Source organism: Streptosporangium sp. NPDC048047, assembly GCF_040653115.1.
In the GTDB taxonomy this organism is placed as follows: Bacteria; Actinomycetota; Actinomycetes; order Streptosporangiales; family Streptosporangiaceae; genus Streptosporangium.
Window position 1 is genome coordinate 364,674 of sequence record NZ_JBEZNH010000001.1, and the last position, 17,240, is coordinate 381,913.

Below are 17,240 nucleotides of genomic sequence, written 5' to 3' on the forward strand. Positions count from 1 at the left end.
CGGCCGTCACCGAATGTCCGCATCCGGTCACGGATACGAGTGGGAATCAGCCGAAAACGGAGTCGGGGAACCGCCGGTCGGGCAAGCTTGAAGAGACGGCGCGGTGCCGTCGGCCGGATGGGGGGACGTGTGCAGCTCGACGCCGTCGTGCTGGGCGCGGTCGCGTGCGTGTTCGCGGTCGTGTCGGGGGCGAACGACGGCGGCGCGCTGCTGGCGACCGGCCTCAAACTGCCCAGCGTGCGCCCGGCGACCGGCATCCTCGCCCTGACGGCGGCGCTCGTGCTCGTGCCGCTGGCCTCCCAGCGGGTGGCGCTGACGTTCGTGACCCGGCTGGGCGGGTTCGGCGGTCCCGGAGGCCGGCAGGCCATGACGATCGCCGTGTTCGCCGCACTGGTCGTCGTCGCGGTGCTCAGCGCCTCGGGCCGCCCGACCAGCCTCACGCTCGCCGTCGTCGGCGGCCTGACCGGCGCCGGTGTCGGCTGGGGGCTGCCCGTCTCCGGCGGGGCGGTCGCGCTGGTCCTGGCCGTGGCCCTGGCCGCGCCGTTCATCGGGGCGCTGGCCGCCTGGGTCGTGGCGCGGCTGCTGCTGGGCCTCACCACCCGGCGACGCCTGCGCCGCTGGCACCTGGCCGGGTTCGCCCTGCAGTGCGTCGCCTACGCGGCCAACGACGGACAGAAGATGCTCTCCGTCTTCATGATCGCGATGGGTGTCTCCCGGGCCCCGCTGCCCGTCACGTCCGTCGCGGCCGTCCTGTTCGCCGCCGGGACACTGTACGGCCTGCCCCGGGCCGGCCGTGCGCTCAGCAGGGAGATCATCGTCTCCCGGCCGCTGCACGGCGTCGCGGCCGAGCTGGCCTCCGGCGTCACGGTGGTCGGCTGCGCCGTGGCGGGAATGCCGGTCAGCATGACGCAGGCCATCGCGGGCGCCCTGATCGGGGCCGGCATGTCCCAGGGCGGCGGCCGGGTCCGCTGGCCCGCCGCGCTCAGGATCGTGGTCGCCTGGGTCCTGACCCTGCCCGCCGGCGTGCTGCTGGCCGGGACGGTGGCGCTCGCCGTACGGCTGGCGGAGAAGGGGGCCGGGGTGTGAGGCGGAGACTGCGGCGGATCCGCGACCTGCTGACGGGGCGGATGGACAGCATGCTCGCCGACGCGCTGATCGGCCAGCTGGAGGCCACCAAGAAGGGCGCCTGGCTGGCCCTGTCCATGATCGGGGGAGAGGTCGGCAGGACCGGCGCGCACGAGCGGATGCGCGCCATCGAGCACCTGGGCGACGAGGAGCGCCGCCGGCTCGTGGAGGAGCTGACCGACGCCCTCGTCACCCCCATCGACCGGGAGGACCTGTACCGGCTGTCGCGCTCCATCGACGACGTGCTCGACTCGCTGCGCGACTTCGTCCGCGAGTCGCACCTGTACCGCGTGCCCGACCAGATCCGCTTCTCGCCGCTGCTCGACCAGGTGATCGTCGGCATCGAGGCGCTGGAGAACGCGGTGACCGGCCTGTCCGCCAGACCGTCGGCGGTTATCGAGAACGCCCTGGAGGCGAAGAAGGCCGGAGGGGCGATCCGCAGGATGTACCAGTACGAGATCTCGCGCATCTTCTCCGGGAAGCTGACCGCCGAGGCGATGAAGGAACGCGAGCTGGTCCGCCGCCTGGAGATCGTCGGTGTCGCCATCGGCGACGCCGCCGACGCCATCGCCGACGGCGCGATGAAACGCTGACCCGCCGCCCGGTCACCCGGATGTGCGGTGCCGGACGCTCCCCAGGCTTCGTCCCAGCGCCTCTCGCCGTTCCCGCATTGACATATAAGTAAAAACCGATGAAAATGATCGTCATGGCGACGAGGGGAGGGCGCCCGCGCAAGGAGGCCGGGGAGCCGGCGGACCGGTTCGCCGCCCTGGCCGACCCCACCCGTCGTCACCTCCTCGAACGGCTCGCAGAGCGCGAGCACGCCGTGAACGAGCTGGTGGAGAGCCTGGAGCTGAGTCAGGCCGCGGTCTCCCAGCATCTGAAGGTGCTGCGGGAGGCGGGCCTGGTGACCGTCCGCGCGGAGGGCCGCCATCGGCGTTACGGGCTGGACCCGGCGGGCTTCGAGCCCCTGCGGGACTGGCTGGACGAGCTGGAGCGCTTCTGGCGTGCACGCCTGAGAACGCTGGGCGACTACCTGGACCGTCCCGGGGGAGCGATGAACGGTTCCGAAGGAGAACGATGAAGGCCGACATCGACCTGTCCGAGGTGTACCCACATCCGATCCGGCACGTCTGGGAGGCCCTGACCTCGTCGCGGGCGCTCGCCGCCTGGCTGATGCCCAACGACTTCGTCCCCGAGGCCGGGCGCCGGTTCACCTTCCGGACCCGCCCGGCGCCCGGCTTCGACGGCACGGTCCGTTGCCGGGTGCTGGAGGTGGAGGCGCCCCACCGGATGGTGTGGTCCTGGGAGGGCGGGCCGATCGAGACCACGCTCACCTTCACACTGACCGAGCTCGGCGACCGGTCCACGCGGCTCCGGTTGCACCAGGTCGGCTTCCACGGCCTGGGAGGGGCGCTCACCCGCCGCCTCCTCCGGAGCGGCTTTCGCGACATGCTCCGCGAGGGACTGCCCGCCTGGCTCGATCGTCCGGACGGCCCGCCGGAGTCGCCGCCGCGCGACGGGTCCGCCCCCTGGCCGCGGCGCCGTGCCGAGAGTGACTGACACGGTACGGCTCGACTCGCCGTGCGGGGGCCACGAACCGTCCGGGCCCGGAGCCCGGACCGGACGGGGAAGACGCGAAGGCGGCGGGAAGACGAACGAAACGCAGCGAAAGCAGAGAAGGGAACAGGGAAATGGCACTCACCGATCTCGATGTCGTCTCCGTCCCGGTCGCCGACCAGGACCGGGCCAAGGACTTCTACACCGGCGTCCTCGGTTTCGCCGAACTGGCGGACAACCCGTTCGGCGACGGAACGCGCTGGGTGATGCTGTGCCCGCCGGGCGCCACCACCAAGATCACCCTGACCACGTGGTTCCCGACCATGCCGCCCGGATCCCTCAAGGGTCTCGTGCTGACGTGCGACGGATTGGAGGCCACGATGGCCGACCTGGAGCGCCGCGGTCTCGCCTTCAACGAGACGGAGATCCAGCGGTCCCCGTGGGGCCGGTGGAAGACCTTCGCCGACCCGGACGGCAACGGCTGGGTCCTCCAGGAGTCCGTCTCCTGACGACAACCGCCGGCCTGCCTTAGCGCGGCCGGGATCTTCCGTGATCCGTACGGCGGGCGCCGTCACATCGATCATGGCCGCCGAATCCCTGATTCATCGGCATGACGCCATGATCGGCGACGTGCGCCGGGAGCGGACGGGATCTTCTCGCGGTCGCCGGATCCCCGTTCGCCGATCTTGGTACATGCTTTCCTGAATTCAGGGAAACATGTACTATCGGGTCATGCTGACCGTAGCCCCCGAGATCGAGGTGCTCGCCAGGTTCGGACGCGCCCTGGCCGACCCGATCCGCTGCCGCGTCCTCCTCGCCTTGCGCGAAGCCCCGGCGCACCCCGCCGAACTGGCCGACCTGCTCGGCGTCTCCCGGACCCGGCTGTCGAACCACCTGGCCTGCCTGCGTGACTGCGGCCTCGTCGTGGCGGTCCCCGTCGGCCGCCGCACCCGCTACGAGCTGGCCGACCCCCGGCTCGGCCACGCCCTGGACGACCTGCGCGCCGCCGTGGTCGCGGTGGCCGCCGACGCCGACCCCACCTGCGCCGACGCCGCCGAGAAGGGCTGCTGCCGATGACCGCCGATCTCGGCCCCGGCCGTGGCCTCGGGCCTGGTCCCCGTCCCGTTCCCGGGCTCGGCATCGGGCCGTCCCCGGCCCGCCGCACCGCGCTGCGACGCCGCATCCGGCTCCTGGTCGCCGCCACCATCACCTACAACGTGATCGAGGCCGCCGTCGCCATCACCGCCGGCACCGTGGCCTCCTCCGCCGCCCTGGTCGGCTTCGGCCTGGACTCGATCATCGAGGTCGCCTCCGCCGCCGCCGTCGCCTGGCAGTTCTCCGCCGCCGACCACGAGCGACGGGAGAGGACCGCGCTGCGCGTCATCGCGGTCTCGTTCTTCGCGCTGGCCGCCTACGTCGCCTACGACGCCGCCCGCGCCCTGCTGGGCGTCGGCGGCCAGGCCGGGCACTCCACCCCCGGCCTGGTGCTGGCCGCCGTGTCGCTGCTGGTCATGCCGTTCCTGTCGGCCGCCCAGCGCCGCGCCGGCCGCGAACTCGGCTCCGCCTCCGCCGTCGCCGACTCCAAGCAGACCCTGCTCTGCACCTACCTGTCCGCCGTACTGCTGGCCGGGCTCGCGCTCAACAGCCTGTTCGGCTGGTCCTGGGCCGACCCGATCGCCGCCCTGGTCATCGCCGTCGTCGCGGTCAAGGAGGGCCGCGAGACCTGGCGCGGGGACACCTGCTGCGCGCCCATCGCCGCCACCGCCGGGCCGGAACCGGCGGAACGGAGACGCGCGGCAGAGCAGGCGGAACGGCACTGCGCGGACGGCTGCTGCGCACCGGGCGCGCCCCGGGCGAAGGAGAACCTCGCCTGATCGGCCGCCCGATGCCCGCCCGAGTGCGCACCGCCCGCGACGCCGCCGGCGGCTGAGGAAACGGATGGAACCCGGCACCCGGTCTTCGCCAGGATGGGGAGATGAGCGTTCCCGCCACCGGCGTCCGCCTGCCCTGGCAGGCCGTACCGGAGAAGATCCGTCAAGCCGTCGAGGACCATCTGGGCGCCCCGGTCGCCGAGGCCGTGACCCAGACCGGAGGGTTCTCACCCGGCGCCGCCGTACGGCTGAGGCTGGCCGACGGGCGGCGCGCGTTCGCCAAGGCCGTCGGCCCGGAGCCGAACCCGCACAGCGCGGACATCCACCGGCAGGAGGTCCGCGTCGCCGCGGCGCTCCCCGCCGCCGCGCCCGCGCCCAGGCTGCTGGCCTCCTTCGACTCCGACGGCTGGGTGGCGCTGCTGTTCGAGGACGTGGACGGCCACCCACCCGCCGAGCCGTGGCACGCCGCCGAACTGGAGCGGGTGCTGGACGCCCTGGACCGGCTGGCCGCCGTGCTGACACCCTCGCCCGTCACGGCGCCGACCCCCGAGGAACGGTTCGGCGAGCAGTTCCAGGGATGGCGGCGACTGGTCGCGGCCCGCGACGAGGGCGCCGACGACCCGGCCGGGCTCGACCCGTGGGCCGCGCGCCACCTGGACGCGCTGGCGGACCTGGAGGCGGGCTGGACGGCCGCCGCGGCCGGGGACTCCCTGGTCCACGGCGACATCCGGGCCGACAACCTGCTGCTCACCCCGGACGAGGTGATGGTCGTCGACTGGCCCTGGGCGTTCGTCGGGGCGCCGTGGCTCGACCTGCTGATGATGCTGCCCAGCGTCCGGATGCAGGGCGGCCCGCCGTGCGAGGAGGTCTTCGCCGCCCGCCCGGTCGCCCGGGACGCCGACCCGGCGGCGGTGACGGCGGTGCTGGCCGCGACCGCCGGTTTCTTCGTCGACTACTCCCTGCGGCCCGCCCCGCCGGGCCTGCCCACCCTACGCGCCTTCCAGGCGGCCCAGGGGCGGATCGCCCTGGAATGGCTCCGCGCCCGCCTGCAGTGACCGCCGGGGACTCACGCCGGGTCCGGCGGTACGGCGCTGCCGATGTCGGCGAAACGGATCGTCCGGCGGAACCGATGGCTGGATACTGATCTTCCAGCATCGGGACAGCTAGGGAGGAACCGGATGGGGACCGAGGGCCGCACAGCGGAGATCATGGTCGCGGAGGCCCGCAAGGCGTTCTGGGTGATGGTCGGCTTCCTGGCCCTCATCTGGGCGCTGCAGGTCGCCAACTGGCTGTCGGGCTACGAGCTGAGCTACGAGCACGGCATCCAGGCGTGGCACCCGGAGAGCCTGCCCGACATCCTCTCGGCCCCGTTCCTGCACTTCAGCTGGGAACACATCGAGGGCAACTCCGGGCCGCTGTTCGTCTTCGGCTTCCTGGCGGCCTACCGGGGCGTCAGGAGGTTCCTCGGCGTCACGGGGTTCATCGTCCTGGTCAGCGGCCTCGGCGCCTGGTTCACCTCCAGTCCGCAGAGCGTCGGCGCGGGTGCGAGCGGCGTCGTCTTCGGCTACTTCGGCTACGTCCTGGTGCGCGGCGCGTTCGACCGGCACCTGATCGACATCGTGGTCGGCGTGGTCATGGCCCTGTGCTTCGCCTACCAGTTCGCCGGGCTGCTGCCCGAGGAGGGCGTCGGCTGGCAGGCCCACGTGTTCGGCTTCCTCGCCGGGCTGGTCGGCGGCTGGCTGTTCCGCGACCGCCGCCGCCCCCGCCCGGTCCCGGCCGCCCCGCAGGGGGAGCCGAGGTCCGCACTGCTGAAGGAACTGGACGACCTCGGCCTCTGACGACCGTACGGCGCCTTCCGCTCAGGGGCCGGAATGGTCGCAGGGCTTTTTCTCGTCAGCCGGGTACGGGTCGAAGAAGCCTTTCTTCGCCCGGCGGAGGAAATCCGCCCAGGCGTCGAATCCGAAAAGGACGCCGCGCTGGCCCGGAATGGTTATCCGCACCCCATCACGGTCCATTATGACGATCACCCGCACGCCGGCGCCTCCCGTTCGTCCGGGGCCCGGCGGACGCCGGAATCCGGGGTCGTGCCGGTCTTCTCTCGTGGCGCCGGATCGGCGGCCTCATCCCGGGCCGGGCGGGCGTCGAGGGCGCACCAGACCGTACGGCCCCGCGCCCCGTGGTCGCGGACTCCCCAGCGGCCCCGGGACAGCTCCGCGACGATGGTCAGGCCACGCCCGCGCTCCTGGTCGTCCGGTACGGCACGCGGCACGTACGGGTCCCACGGGACGCCGCCCGGGTCGGTCACCTCGACGCGCAGCAGATCTCCCGCGCGGGCGAGGACGAGCAGGATCAGGTCGTACGGCCCGGCCGGACGCGCGTGGACGACCGCGTTCGTGACGAGTTCCGAGGCCGCCAGCCGTACGTTCTCGTAGGCCGGGTGGTCCGCGCCGATCCATTTCACTATGTGGGTTCGGGCATGGGCGGCGGACGGCGGATCGGCTTTCAGATACGCCTCCCCGAGGACCCCCGTGCATTCTTGCGCGGGTCCGCCCGTAGAATCGTTCGCGCGATTCATTCTCACCTGTCCCGCCTCCGCCGACGATTTTTCGATTGCGCCTTCGCAGCATGGCATCGGACGGATACATTGGGTATGCGAACGACTACGGTCCGTTCCACGCATCCCGCGAAACCTCAGGCGAAACGAGGTGATCCCCCGTGCCAGGCCCCAAGGATCTCGACCCCACGAAGTCACCGGTGGCCTTCTTCGGCTACGAGCTGCGGAGATACCGGCAGGAGGCCGGTCTGACCCAGGACAACCTGGCCAGGCGGGCCGGGTTCGCGCTGACCACGGTCTCCATGGCCGAGACCGGCAGCCGCCCGCCGACCGAGGAGTTCGCCCGCCGCTGTGACCAGGCGCTGGGCGTGGGCGGCGCGCTGATCCGGATCAAGGAGATGATCGACAACGTCTCGGCCCAGCTCCCGGCGTGGTTCCGGCCGTGGGCCGAGATCGAGCAGGCCGCCGAGAGCCTGCGGACCTGGGAGCCGCTCCTCGTCCCCGGGCTGCTGCAGACGGCCGAGTACGCGAGGGTCCTCTTCGCCAACGAGCCGGGAGCCACGGCGGAGAAGGTTGAGAAGGACGTGGCCGCCCGGCTGGACCGGCAGCGCATCCTGAAGCGGGACGACCCGCCCATGCTCTGGGCCGTCCTCGACGAAGGCGTGCTCACCCGGCCGGTCGCCGGTGACGCGGTCATGGCGGCGCAACTGGACCGCCTGCTGGAGGCCGCCGCCCTGCCGCACGTCACCATCCAGGTGGTGCCGTTCGACTCGGGCGCGACCGTCGGCCTGCTGGGAGCCTTCGCCATTGCACAGGTGCGGGGGCTGACAAATACTGTCTACATGGAGTCGGCCGGGCAGGGGCAGGTCACCGACCGGCCCGTCGACGTCGCCGACATCACCGTCAAATACGAGGCGATCCGTTCCGAGGCGCTGCCCCAGCGGGCGTCACTGGAGCTGATCAGGGAGACGAGGGACCGATGGACCGCGAGCTGAGCGGGGCCGTGTGGGTGAAGTCGCCGTTCTCCGGCGGTAACGGCGGTAACTGCGTGGAGGTCGCGAGGCTGTCCGGTGGCCGGGTGGGGGTGCGGGACAGCAAGGATCCGTCGGGTCCGGCGTTGGTGTTCACGCCGGGGGAGTGGGCGGCCTTCACCCGCTGGGTCCGCACCGACGACACCGTCTGATCTGGGCCAGGGCGAAGCTCAGACGTCCAACTCCCGAAGCCGTCATACCTGTGGGACCACCTGGACGCTAAGGCATGAACCAAGCGAGGCCGTACCGGTGTCATGCCCCAACAGCTCCTGCTGATCTTCGATACGACGTAAACTCACCTCCGTGAGCGCTGCACCCGAAGAGTATGGCGACCTGCACCGCCTGGTCGACCGTTTGACGCTGAGTCAGGCCCGGGCTTTGCGTGCCGTCGTCTTGGAGCTCGTTGAGAGCGAGCCATCGCTTCCCGCCGAAACACACGGTCGGCGCCGGAGACTGTCGTTCGCTGGAATCATTGATGACGAGCCGGACAGCGCCCAGCGTTCGGAGGAGATTCTCCGCGATCGGTTCCGGAGCAACCAGTGCTGATCTGCGACACCGGTCCTTTATATGCGGCCATGAACCGTAAAGATCAGAATCATGCTCGCTGTCTCAACCTCCTCGAGACCCACCTTGGTCCTCTGGTCCTTCCTGGTCCTGTGCTCGCGGAGGTCTGCTGGTTGTTGGAATCACGAGTAGGACCCGCTGCGGAAGCTGACTTCCTGCAGTCCGTCGTGGATGGCGAACTGATTATGGAGCCTCTGACCACTGCCGATGTCGCCAGGATGAAAGCTCTGGTAGTTAAGTACGCGAACTTTCCCCTCGGGGCGGTGGACGCGTCCGTGATCGCGGTCGCGGAGAGACTTCGTGTTCAGGAAATCGCCACTATAGATCATCGACACTTCGGGGCCGTGAAGAACTCACAGGGCGGCCACTTCACGTTGCTGCCGTAGCCGTCGGCCTCCGTCCTGCGGGCTGCCGGAAGCCGACCACCCGTAAGGCACGGACTCCGAGCCCCATTCGTAGCGATCTGCGAAGATGATCACATGGATGAGTTGATCCCCGTGCTGCGGGTCGAGGACGCTGCGGTGGCGGTCGGGTGGTACGAGCGGCTGGGATTCACCAAGCAGTGGGAGCACCGATTCGAGCCGGACCTTCCCGCTTTCGTCGAGATCGCCCGGGACGGGATGCGGATCTTCCTGTCCGAGCACGGGGGTGACGCGCGTCCCGGCACACTGCTGTACCTTCGGGTGGCCGACGTCGACGCCGTGGCCGCCGAGTTCGGCGTCACGGCGCGGGACCTGCCCTGGGGCCGCGAGGCCGAGATCCGCGATCCCGACGGCAACCGCATCCGGGTCGGCGTCTCGACGGCCTGACGGGGGACGGGCCGGCGTCTTGACGGCCTGACGGAGGAGACGGGTTGCCATTTCAGCGGCCTGACGGGGGCGGGCCGGCATCCCGAGGACCTGACGGAGGAGCGGAAAGTGAACGAGCCGGTGCCCGCCGAGCTGCTGGAGATCGCCGACGCCCTGCTTCCGGGCGCTCCGCTCGACACGGCCCGCCTCTTCGGCGGCGGGATCCACGACGTCGTCCTGCTTCCCGGGGTCGCGGCCGTGCGGGTCACCAAACGCCCGTCAGGGGCCGCCGCGCTGCCGCGCCGTACCGAGATCCTGCGGGTGGTCGCCGCGGCCGGTCTGCCGTTCGCGGTGCCGGAGCCGTTGACGCCGGTGACGATGTTCGGGGAGCGCGCGGCCGTCGCCGTCTCGTGGCTGGACGGCGCCGCGATGCCCGACGACGTGGGCGATCCGGAGGGGATCGGCGAGCTGCTGCGGGCGTTGCGTGAGCTTCCCGTCACCGCGGAGCTGAAGGCGGTGCTGGGCGAGCCGCGTACCTTCACCGGCGGCCACCACTGGTCGGAGATCCTCACCGAGGAGGTGCTCCCGCGCCTGCCCGCGAGGTGGCGGGAGGAGGGCCGGCGGCGTCTCGACGACGCGATGGCCCTGGAGGAGGTCCCCGACGCCCTCGTCCACGGCGACCTCGGCGGCGGCAACGTCCACTGGGGTGAGGACGGCAAACTGGTCGGCGTCCTGGACTGGGACCGCGCCCACCTGTTCGACCCGGCGGTCGACGCCGCCTTCATGGGATGGGTGCACGGCTGGGACAACGTCCGCGCCGCCGTGGACGGCGATACCTACCGCCGCGCCCGGGTCTGGGACCGTACGTTCGGCGTCACCCACCTCGTCGCGGCCCTCGACGGCGCGCCCCTGGGAAACGCCGAGAGTTACGTAGAGCACATCGTCGCCTGGCTGGAGCAGTATGGCTGAGCGCCGGCCGTACGGATTCCCGGAAGATTTCCGGTGCGATCCTGTCCGGAAGCGGGGGGCTGGTTCGTCATCGTGATGAGCCCCGGTACCGGGGAGCGACAGGAGACACCGAGGAGCCGTGAAGATGAAGTACATGATGTTCGTGTGCAGCGACGCCGAGCCCGACACCGACACCGCCGACATGCCCGACATCGAGAAGTGGGTCGCGGAGAACGACTCCCGGGGCCGCCGCCTGGACGGCAGCGTGCTGGGGTCGACGTCCGCGGCCACCACGGTCCGGGTCCGCAACGGCCGGCTGCTGGTCTCCGACGGGCCGTTCGCGGAGACCAAAGAGGTGATCGTGGGCTACGACCTGCTGGAGTGCGCGGACCTGGACGAGGCGATCGAGGTGGCCCGCGCCCACCCGATGGCCCGCAACGGGCGGCTGGAGCTGCGCCCGCTGATCGACCTGGCCGACTGACGACGTGACGGGTGAGACGTCCGAGGCCGCGGCGGCCATGACGCCTGAGGCCGCGACGACGTCCACGACGCCCGGAACCGCGGCGGCCGCGGCCACGGCGTCCACGATGCCCGAAGCTGCGGCGGCCACGGTGCCCGGAGCCACGGCGTCCGCGGACGCAGTGGCCGACGCCGTCGCGGCCGCGGGCGTCGACGCCCGCCCGCGGATCGTCGCCGCGCTGATCCGCGTCACCTCCGACTGGACGCTGGCCGAGGACTGCGCCCAAGAGGCGCTGGCGCTCGCCCTGTGGCGGTGGCCGCGGGAGGGCGTGCCGGGCAATCCGGGCGGCTGGCTGATGACGGTGGCCCGCAACCGCGCGATCGACGTGCTGCGCCGCGCGTCGGTCGAGCGCCGCAAGCTGGCCGAGGTGGCGGCGCTCGCCCTCACCGACCCGGTCTCGTCCCCGGAAGAGCCCGGGGACGAGGTCGTGGACGACCGGCTGCGGCTGATCTTCACCTGCTGCCATCCCGCGCTCTCCCTGGAGGCGCGGGTGGCGCTGACGCTGCGGACGGTCTGCGGGGTGCCGACCGCCGACATCGCGCGGGTCTTCCTGGTCGGCGAGTCGGCCATGACCCGCCGCCTGACCCGGGCCAAGACGAGGATCGCCGACACCGGGATCCCGTACCGGGTTCCGGCCGGCCCGGCGCTCGCCGAGCGGCTCCCCGGCGTCCTGGCCGTGCTGTACCTGCTGTTCACCCACGGCTACAACGCGGACGGCCGGCCCGCGTTCGCCGACGAGGCGATCCGCCTGGCCCGGCTGCTGAGGGAGCTCATGCCCGTTGAGGGCGAGGTGACCGCGCTGCTGGCGCTGTTCCTGTTCCAGCACTCCCGGCGTGACGCCCGCCGCGACGACCACGGCGATCTCCTGGCCCTGGACCGGCAGGATCGGCGCCGCTGGGACCGCGACGCGATCGCCGAGGGCCTGCGCCTCCTCACGGAGACGCCGCAGGACGACCTGTACGCGCCGCGGGACCGCCCGCACGCGTTGCGGAACGGCTCGCACGCGCCGCGGGACGGCCGGCACGCGCCGAGGGATGATCCGTACGTGCCGCAGGACGGTCCGTACGCGCTGCAGGCGCGGATCGCCGCCCGCCACGCCACCGCCGTCTCCGCCGGCGCCACCGACTGGCCGGCCATCGCCGCGTGCTACGACCGGCTGGCCGGGATCCAGCCCTCACCGGTGGTCGAGCTGAACCGCGCGGTGGCGCACGGCTACGCGCACGGGCCGGAGGCCGGGCTGGCCCTGCTCGCCCGGATCCGCGCCGGAGGCGTCCTGGACGGCCATCCTCTCGCCGTCGCCGCGGAAGCCGACCTCACCGCCCGCCGGGGAGATCCCGGAGACGGTGACCGGGCCGCCGTCCTGTTCCGGCGGGCCGCCGCCGCGGCCCACTCCGAACCCGAACGCCGGGCGCTGCTCGACCGCGCCGACGAGGCGGCGCGTCGTCCGGCGGACCGGTCGGCGGATCGGTCGGCGGATCGGCCGGTGGATCGTCCGGCGGGAGGACTCCCGGGAGAAGATCCACAGAACAGGATCTAGGCGGGCCGGGGCACGGAGGCCCATCCGGGGAGGGTGAACCACCGGGGTACGGCGCGGCGCAGCGCCTCGGGCCCCCGTACCTCGACCGCGTGGGCGCGCAGCGCGTCCGGCCAGCTCAGCTCGCCGCGCCAGATCCCGACCATGCTGCGCACATCGGCGGTGACCGTGACGGTCACGGCGTGGCCGGGGTCCGTGTCGCAGACGTCGACCTCGTCGTGCGTGATCACGAGCCACCAGTCGCGGCCGCCGGGCGGCGCGTCCGGGAACCGGAACTCGATGACCGTCCGCCCGTCCGGGACGGCGGACAGGTCGACGTTGCGGTGCATGTCCCACAGCAGCAGCTTCGGGTCCAGGTCGTCGTCGCCCAGCTCCCCGATCCAGCGGACGCCCCAGGCGGCGAGCGCTTCGATCATCGGCCGCAGCTCGTGCCCGGCCCGGGTCAGGACGTACCGCACCTCGTTGTCCCTGACGTGCCTCTCCACGATGCCGGCCCGGGTGAGCCGGTGCAGCCGCCGGGACAGCAACGTGGGGGACATGCGCGGCAGGCCGCGGCGCAGATCGTTGAAACGCTCGGTGCCGCACACCAGTTCCCGGACGACGAGCAGCGTCCAGCGTTCGTCGAGCAGTTCGGCGGCCTTGGCGACCGGGCAGAACTGGTGGTACGAGGAGCCCATGCCCGCAGTCTGGATCCCGCCCGCCATGAACGCCAGGGGGGAGTCGTGCCGGGTCCCGGCGGACGCCGGTACAGATCGTGTACTGGATGGCGCCCCCGCGGCTCCTTACCGTCGGTTCCAGTCCATCGCGGATCACGACGAAGGAGAGACGCCATGACCGCACAGAGCGATCCGCCGCAGGCCGACCGTGCCCTGAAGGCCCGGCACCGCGCCATGTGGGCGCTGGGCGACTATCCCGCGGTCGCCGCCGAGGTCATCCCCGGGCTGGGTGAGATCCTGGTCGAGGCGTGCGGCGTGGGACCGGGGCACCGGGTGCTGGACGTGGCCGCCGGGTCCGGGAACGCGGCCATCCCCGCGGCACTGGCCGGGGCGGACGTGGTGGCCGGCGACCTCACCCCGGAACTGCTGGAGGCCGGACGGGCCGTGGCGGCGCGGCGCGGCGCGGTGCTCGAGTGGCGGCAGGCCGACGCGGAGGCCCTGCCGTACGCCGACGGCGAGTTCGACACGGTCATGTCCTGCGTCGGGGTCATGTTCGCTCCTCACCACCGGGCCGCCGCGAACGAGCTGGTCCGGGTCTGCCGTCCGGGCGGCGTGATCGGCCTGATCAACTGGACGCCGGAGGGGTTCGTCGGCCAGATGTTCGCGGCGATGAGGCCGTACGCGCCGCCGCCTCCGCCCGGTGCGCAACCCCCGCCGCTGTGGGGCAGCGAGGACCACGTCCGGGCGCTGCTCGGGGACGCGGTCACCGATGTCGTCGCGCGCCGGCGGACGGTCACGATCGACAGGTTCGCCCACCCCGGCGCCTTCCTCGACTACTTCAAGGCCAACTACGGCCCGACCGTCGCCGCCTACCGGGGGGTGGCCGGGGATCCCGGCCGGGCCGCCGCCCTGGACCGGGCTCTCACCGAGCTGGCCCGAGCCCATATGCGGGAGGGGGCGACGATGGAGTGGGAGTACCTCCTCCTCACGGCGCGCAGGCGGGGCTGACGGAGAGGACCGTTCGTGGAAGCCGGGGGCATCGCCGGGCCGGGCACGCTTCCTCCGCCCTGCCGCGCCGCCCCGCCGGTTTCCTGCCGTGCCGTCGGAAGCGTCGCCGGAGGGCCTGTGCGGGCGCCCCTCCCACCGCTCGCCGTAAGGGATGTGCCAAAACTCGGGCATAGTGTGTATATTTTCCGTAATTGGGTCTCATCTGAGGGAGGATTTATCGTGCGAGCGTTCCCGCGGGTGCTCTTCGACGAAGCACACAGCGAGTCATGGACGATCCGCCGGGAGGTCGCCGAGACGATGAATCCAGGCCATCCCGACGACAACAGCTACGCCCGTGCCGCCGACGTCCTGCGCCGCCTCGGCCACACCGTGGCCGCGCACACCGAGGGGCCGGTCACCCCGGCCCTGCTGGCGGGACAGGACGTCTTCGTGATCGCCCACCCGTCGGCCGGCCGCTGGGAGCGCACCACCGGCCTGGGCAGCCCGGTCTTCCCCGTGGAGGAGCTCGACGCGATCGAGGAGCACGTCCGGGGCGGCGGCGGCCTGGTCGTGCTCGCCGAGTGCGAGCAGGAGAAGTACGGCAGCAACCTCACCGACCTGCTCGCCCGCTTCGGCGTCGGCGTCGAGCACCTCACCGTCCAGGACCCGCGCAACGCCCACAACGGCGTGGCCGCCTGGGTCCTCGGCACGCCCGCCGCGACCGAGGGCGAGGACCCGCTGGCCGGAGCCCGCCGCGCCTGCTTCTACCGCGCCGGGGTCCTCACCGCCCCCGGGGACGCGACCGTGCTGTTCTCCACCTCGCCCACCGCCGACCCGGCCGGCCGCCCGCTGGCCGTGGCCGTACGGCACGGCGAGGGCCGCGTCGTCGTGCTCGCCGACTCCGACCTGTTCGGCGACGACTCGATCGGCGACTACGACCACGCCGCGCTGTGGGGCAACCTCGTCACCTGGGCCGCGCGGATCCCCGCCGCCAGGGCCGCCGCCACCGGCGAGACGGAGGCGCGAGCCGCCTTCCGCGAGCTGAAGGAGGCCGTCGAGGCGCTGAAGCCGCTCCAGGCCAAGGACGGCTCGGTCGAGCGCGACCACGAGCGGGCGGCGGAGCTGGTCGCCGAGATCGCCGGCCACGTCACCCGGCTCGCGCCCCGCTTCCCGCACGACGAGGCGTACCTCGCCGCGGTCGTCACCGACCTGAACCGGTGGGCCGAGGCGGGGCTGGGCGTGCCCGACTTCCTGGACTCGCTCAACGCCTTCCACCCCGACACCCAGCGGGTCGACGGCCTGGAGCACCTCGTCGTCTTCCCGATGTACACCCAGAACGGCACGACCTTCCGCTACCTGGAGGCCGTCTGGATCCGCACGATCTGGCCCGAGTGGCTGGCCGAGCTGGAGCGCACCCGCTACGACAACGCGCTGTTCGTGCCGATCGCCTTCGAGGACTTCACCTCCGGCTACGACACCAACTCCGCGGTGCTGTTCCCCGAGACCGTCGCGGTCCGTGAGACCCCGCCCCGGTTCACCTGGGGCGGCATCTTCGCCGACCGTGAGGCGGCCCGGTTCCGCGCGGTCAGCGGCGCCGCCGCGAGCACCCTGAAGCTGGCGCTGCCGCCGGACGCCGCCCGGCTCGTCGCCTCCCAGGAGCTGGCCCAGGACACCTTCGTGCTGTGGGACCTGATCCACGACCGCACCCACAGCCACGGCGACCTGCCGTTCGACCCGTTCATGATCAAGCAGCGCATGCCGTACTGGCTCTACTCGCTGGAGGAGCTGCGCTGCGACCTGACCGCGTACGGCGAGGCGGTGAAGCTGGAGGCCGAGGGCGTGCCGCACGCCCGCTACGTGCAGATCGCGATCCTGTTCGACCGGCTGTTCCGCTTCCCGATCACCGGCGAGCGGGTCCGCAACTACGACGGCCTGGGCGGGCAGCTCCTCTTCGCCTACCTGCACCGCAACGACATCGTCCGCTGGACCGACAACCGGCTGAGCGTCGACTGGACCCGCGTGGCCGGCGGTGTCGCCGACCTGCGCACGGAGGTGGAGAAGCTCTACCGCGACGGCATCGACCGCTCCAAGCTCGCTCACTGGCTCGCCGCGCACCAGCTCGTCGCCGCCTACGTCGAGCCGCACCCGGCCTCGGTCTGGGCGCGCGGGGTGGACGCGCTGCCGGTGGAGGGCTTCCCCAAGGCCGTGGTGGACGCGGTGCTGCCCGACGAGTTCCCCCTGAGCATGTTCTACGAGGCCCTGCGTCGTAAGCTCACCGACGTCATCGACTCCACGAAGGGGATCCGAGCATGATCATCCTCGTTGCGGGCGCGGCGGGACCCACGGGCCAGGCGTTCGTCCGCCGCTTCACCGACAAGGGCCACACCGTCATCGGCGTCGACAGGGCCGGGGCCGACGGCGATCGCGCGGTCGACCTGCTCGACTTCGACGCCGTCAAAAGGCTCGCCCGGGACGTCGAGGCCGAGCACGGCCGCGTGGACGGCATCGCCCACCTGGTCGGCGGCTGGCGCGGCGGGAAGACCTTCGCCGAGACGAAGCTTTCGGACTGGAACCTCCTGCACGACCTGCTGATCCGCACCCTCCAGCACGTCACGCTCGCCTTCGAGCCGTTGCTCAAGGCGAGCGAGAGGGGCCGGTTCGCCATCGTCTCGGCCACGGCCGCCCAGAACCCCACCCAGGGCAACGCGGCCTACGCCACCGCCAAGGCCGCCTCCGAGGCGTGGACGCTGGCCTTCGCCGACGCGCTGTCCGGCACGAACGCCACGGCGAATATCCTGGTCGTCAAGGCCCTGGTGAACGACGCCATGCGCGCCGCGAGCCCGGAGCGGAAGTTCCCCGGCTTCACCGACGTCGCCGACCTCGCCGGAGCGTTCGACGCGCTGTGGGAGACCGACGCCAACGGCACCAGGATCGACCTGACCCGCGGGTAGCGCCCGCGGGGACGACACCGACGACGTCGACGACGACGGCACCGACGTGCGGCGCCCGGCGACGGGCGCCCCCCCCCCCCGCCCCCCCCCCCCGCCGGCGGGGCCGCCGGCCGCGCCAGCCCGGCCCCCGCCCGGCGCGCCGGGCCCCCGC

The 17,240-nt window shown here is 72.3% G+C and carries 23 protein-coding genes; 20 read left to right on the forward strand and 3 right to left on the reverse strand.

Annotation, left to right across the window (positions count from 1 at the left end; all coding sequences use genetic code 11):
* Nucleotides 1-117 precede the first annotated feature (117 nt).
* From AB0D67_RS01685 to AB0D67_RS01725, 9 genes are all read left to right on the forward strand, one after another.
* The gene (locus AB0D67_RS01685) at nucleotides 118-1,086 is read left to right on the forward strand and encodes an inorganic phosphate transporter (RefSeq protein ID WP_362928683.1); all 969 of its coding nucleotides are present in this window, start codon (nucleotides 118-120) and stop codon (nucleotides 1,084-1,086) included.
* Nucleotides 1,083-1,718, forward strand: coding sequence for a DUF47 family protein (locus AB0D67_RS01690; RefSeq protein ID WP_362928685.1), 636 nt, complete (start codon nucleotides 1,083-1,085; stop codon nucleotides 1,716-1,718). The genes AB0D67_RS01685 and AB0D67_RS01690 overlap by 4 nt, the downstream gene beginning before the upstream one ends.
* A 113-nt stretch (nucleotides 1,719-1,831) precedes the next feature.
* Complete coding sequence (locus tag AB0D67_RS01695) at nucleotides 1,832-2,209, forward strand: metalloregulator ArsR/SmtB family transcription factor (RefSeq protein WP_362928687.1); 378 nt, start codon at nucleotides 1,832-1,834, stop codon at nucleotides 2,207-2,209.
* The gene (locus tag AB0D67_RS01700; RefSeq protein WP_362928689.1) at nucleotides 2,206-2,688 is read left to right on the forward strand and encodes an SRPBCC domain-containing protein; all 483 of its coding nucleotides are present in this window, start codon (nucleotides 2,206-2,208) and stop codon (nucleotides 2,686-2,688) included. Before AB0D67_RS01695 ends, AB0D67_RS01700 begins: the two co-directional genes overlap by 4 nt.
* Nucleotides 2,689-2,819: 131 nt before the next feature.
* Complete coding sequence (locus AB0D67_RS01705) at nucleotides 2,820-3,194, forward strand: VOC family protein (protein WP_362928691.1); 375 nt, start codon at nucleotides 2,820-2,822, stop codon at nucleotides 3,192-3,194.
* A 223-nt stretch (nucleotides 3,195-3,417) separates the two neighbouring features.
* Nucleotides 3,418-3,762, forward strand: a complete 345-nt coding sequence (locus AB0D67_RS01710; RefSeq protein WP_362928693.1) for a metalloregulator ArsR/SmtB family transcription factor — start codon at nucleotides 3,418-3,420, stop codon at nucleotides 3,760-3,762.
* Nucleotides 3,759-4,559, forward strand: a complete 801-nt coding sequence (locus AB0D67_RS01715; protein WP_362928695.1) for a cation transporter — start codon at nucleotides 3,759-3,761, stop codon at nucleotides 4,557-4,559. The genes AB0D67_RS01710 and AB0D67_RS01715 overlap by 4 nt, the downstream gene beginning before the upstream one ends.
* A 101-nt stretch (nucleotides 4,560-4,660) precedes the next feature.
* Nucleotides 4,661-5,611, forward strand: coding sequence for an aminoglycoside phosphotransferase family protein (locus tag AB0D67_RS01720; protein WP_362928697.1), 951 nt, complete (start codon nucleotides 4,661-4,663; stop codon nucleotides 5,609-5,611).
* A gap of 123 nt (nucleotides 5,612-5,734) precedes the next feature.
* Nucleotides 5,735-6,394 (forward strand): rhomboid family intramembrane serine protease, encoded by a 660-nt coding sequence (locus tag AB0D67_RS01725; RefSeq protein WP_362928699.1) that lies wholly within the window; start codon nucleotides 5,735-5,737, stop codon nucleotides 6,392-6,394.
* Nucleotides 6,395-6,415: 21 nt separating this feature from the next.
* On the opposite strand, the gene AB0D67_RS01730 is transcribed toward AB0D67_RS01725, so the two are convergent.
* Both AB0D67_RS01730 and AB0D67_RS01735 read right to left on the reverse strand, forming a co-directional pair.
* Complete coding sequence (locus AB0D67_RS01730; RefSeq protein ID WP_362928701.1) at nucleotides 6,416-6,589, reverse strand: hypothetical protein; 174 nt, start codon at nucleotides 6,587-6,589, stop codon at nucleotides 6,416-6,418.
* The gene (locus tag AB0D67_RS01735) at nucleotides 6,580-7,236 is read right to left on the reverse strand and encodes an ATP-binding protein (RefSeq protein WP_362928703.1); all 657 of its coding nucleotides are present in this window, start codon (nucleotides 7,234-7,236) and stop codon (nucleotides 6,580-6,582) included. Before AB0D67_RS01735 ends, AB0D67_RS01730 begins: the two co-directional genes overlap by 10 nt.
* A gap of 35 nt (nucleotides 7,237-7,271) precedes the next feature.
* Here AB0D67_RS01735 and AB0D67_RS01740 point away from each other — a divergent pair, with 35 nt between their 5' ends.
* The 8 genes from AB0D67_RS01740 (at nucleotide 7,272) to AB0D67_RS01775 (ending at nucleotide 12,498) form a co-directional block, all read left to right on the forward strand.
* Complete coding sequence (locus AB0D67_RS01740) at nucleotides 7,272-8,105, forward strand: helix-turn-helix transcriptional regulator (RefSeq protein WP_362928705.1); 834 nt, start codon at nucleotides 7,272-7,274, stop codon at nucleotides 8,103-8,105.
* Nucleotides 8,090-8,293 (forward strand): DUF397 domain-containing protein, encoded by a 204-nt coding sequence (locus AB0D67_RS01745; RefSeq protein ID WP_362928707.1) that lies wholly within the window; start codon nucleotides 8,090-8,092, stop codon nucleotides 8,291-8,293. Before AB0D67_RS01740 ends, AB0D67_RS01745 begins: the two co-directional genes overlap by 16 nt.
* A gap of 151 nt (nucleotides 8,294-8,444) precedes the next feature.
* Entirely contained in the window at nucleotides 8,445-8,687 is a 243-nt protein-coding gene (locus AB0D67_RS01750) for a hypothetical protein (protein WP_362928709.1), read from the forward strand.
* Complete coding sequence (locus AB0D67_RS01755) at nucleotides 8,681-9,091, forward strand: PIN domain-containing protein (protein WP_362928711.1); 411 nt, start codon at nucleotides 8,681-8,683, stop codon at nucleotides 9,089-9,091. Before AB0D67_RS01750 ends, AB0D67_RS01755 begins: the two co-directional genes overlap by 7 nt.
* Nucleotides 9,092-9,184: 93 nt before the next feature.
* A complete protein-coding gene (locus AB0D67_RS01760) occupies nucleotides 9,185-9,514 on the forward strand; it encodes a glyoxalase superfamily protein (RefSeq protein ID WP_362928713.1) in 330 nt (109 codons plus the stop codon).
* Between the two features lie 108 nt (nucleotides 9,515-9,622).
* The gene (locus AB0D67_RS01765) at nucleotides 9,623-10,462 is read left to right on the forward strand and encodes an aminoglycoside phosphotransferase family protein (protein ID WP_362928715.1); all 840 of its coding nucleotides are present in this window, start codon (nucleotides 9,623-9,625) and stop codon (nucleotides 10,460-10,462) included.
* Nucleotides 10,463-10,586: 124 nt separating this feature from the next.
* Complete coding sequence (locus AB0D67_RS01770) at nucleotides 10,587-10,922, forward strand: YciI family protein (protein WP_362928717.1); 336 nt, start codon at nucleotides 10,587-10,589, stop codon at nucleotides 10,920-10,922.
* Nucleotides 10,923-10,926: 4 nt separating this feature from the next.
* On the forward strand, nucleotides 10,927-12,498 hold the full coding sequence (locus AB0D67_RS01775) for a DUF6596 domain-containing protein (RefSeq protein ID WP_362928719.1): 1,572 nt from the start codon (nucleotides 10,927-10,929) through the stop codon (nucleotides 12,496-12,498).
* Here the strand turns inward: AB0D67_RS01775 and AB0D67_RS01780 are convergent.
* Nucleotides 12,495-13,172, reverse strand: a complete 678-nt coding sequence (locus AB0D67_RS01780) for a helix-turn-helix domain-containing protein (protein ID WP_362928721.1) — start codon at nucleotides 13,170-13,172, stop codon at nucleotides 12,495-12,497. The genes AB0D67_RS01775 and AB0D67_RS01780 overlap by 4 nt on opposite strands.
* 153 nt (nucleotides 13,173-13,325) lie before the next feature.
* Here AB0D67_RS01780 and AB0D67_RS01785 point away from each other — a divergent pair, with 153 nt between their 5' ends.
* The 3 genes from AB0D67_RS01785 (at nucleotide 13,326) to AB0D67_RS01795 (ending at nucleotide 17,089) form a co-directional block, all read left to right on the forward strand.
* Entirely contained in the window at nucleotides 13,326-14,159 is an 834-nt protein-coding gene (locus AB0D67_RS01785; protein ID WP_362928723.1) for a methyltransferase domain-containing protein, read from the forward strand.
* A gap of 219 nt (nucleotides 14,160-14,378) precedes the next feature.
* Complete coding sequence (locus tag AB0D67_RS01790) at nucleotides 14,379-16,451, forward strand: DUF6421 family protein (protein WP_362928725.1); 2,073 nt, start codon at nucleotides 14,379-14,381, stop codon at nucleotides 16,449-16,451.
* Entirely contained in the window at nucleotides 16,448-17,089 is a 642-nt protein-coding gene (locus tag AB0D67_RS01795; RefSeq protein ID WP_362928727.1) for an SDR family NAD(P)-dependent oxidoreductase, read from the forward strand. Before AB0D67_RS01790 ends, AB0D67_RS01795 begins: the two co-directional genes overlap by 4 nt.
* Nucleotides 17,090-17,240 lie beyond the last annotated feature (151 nt).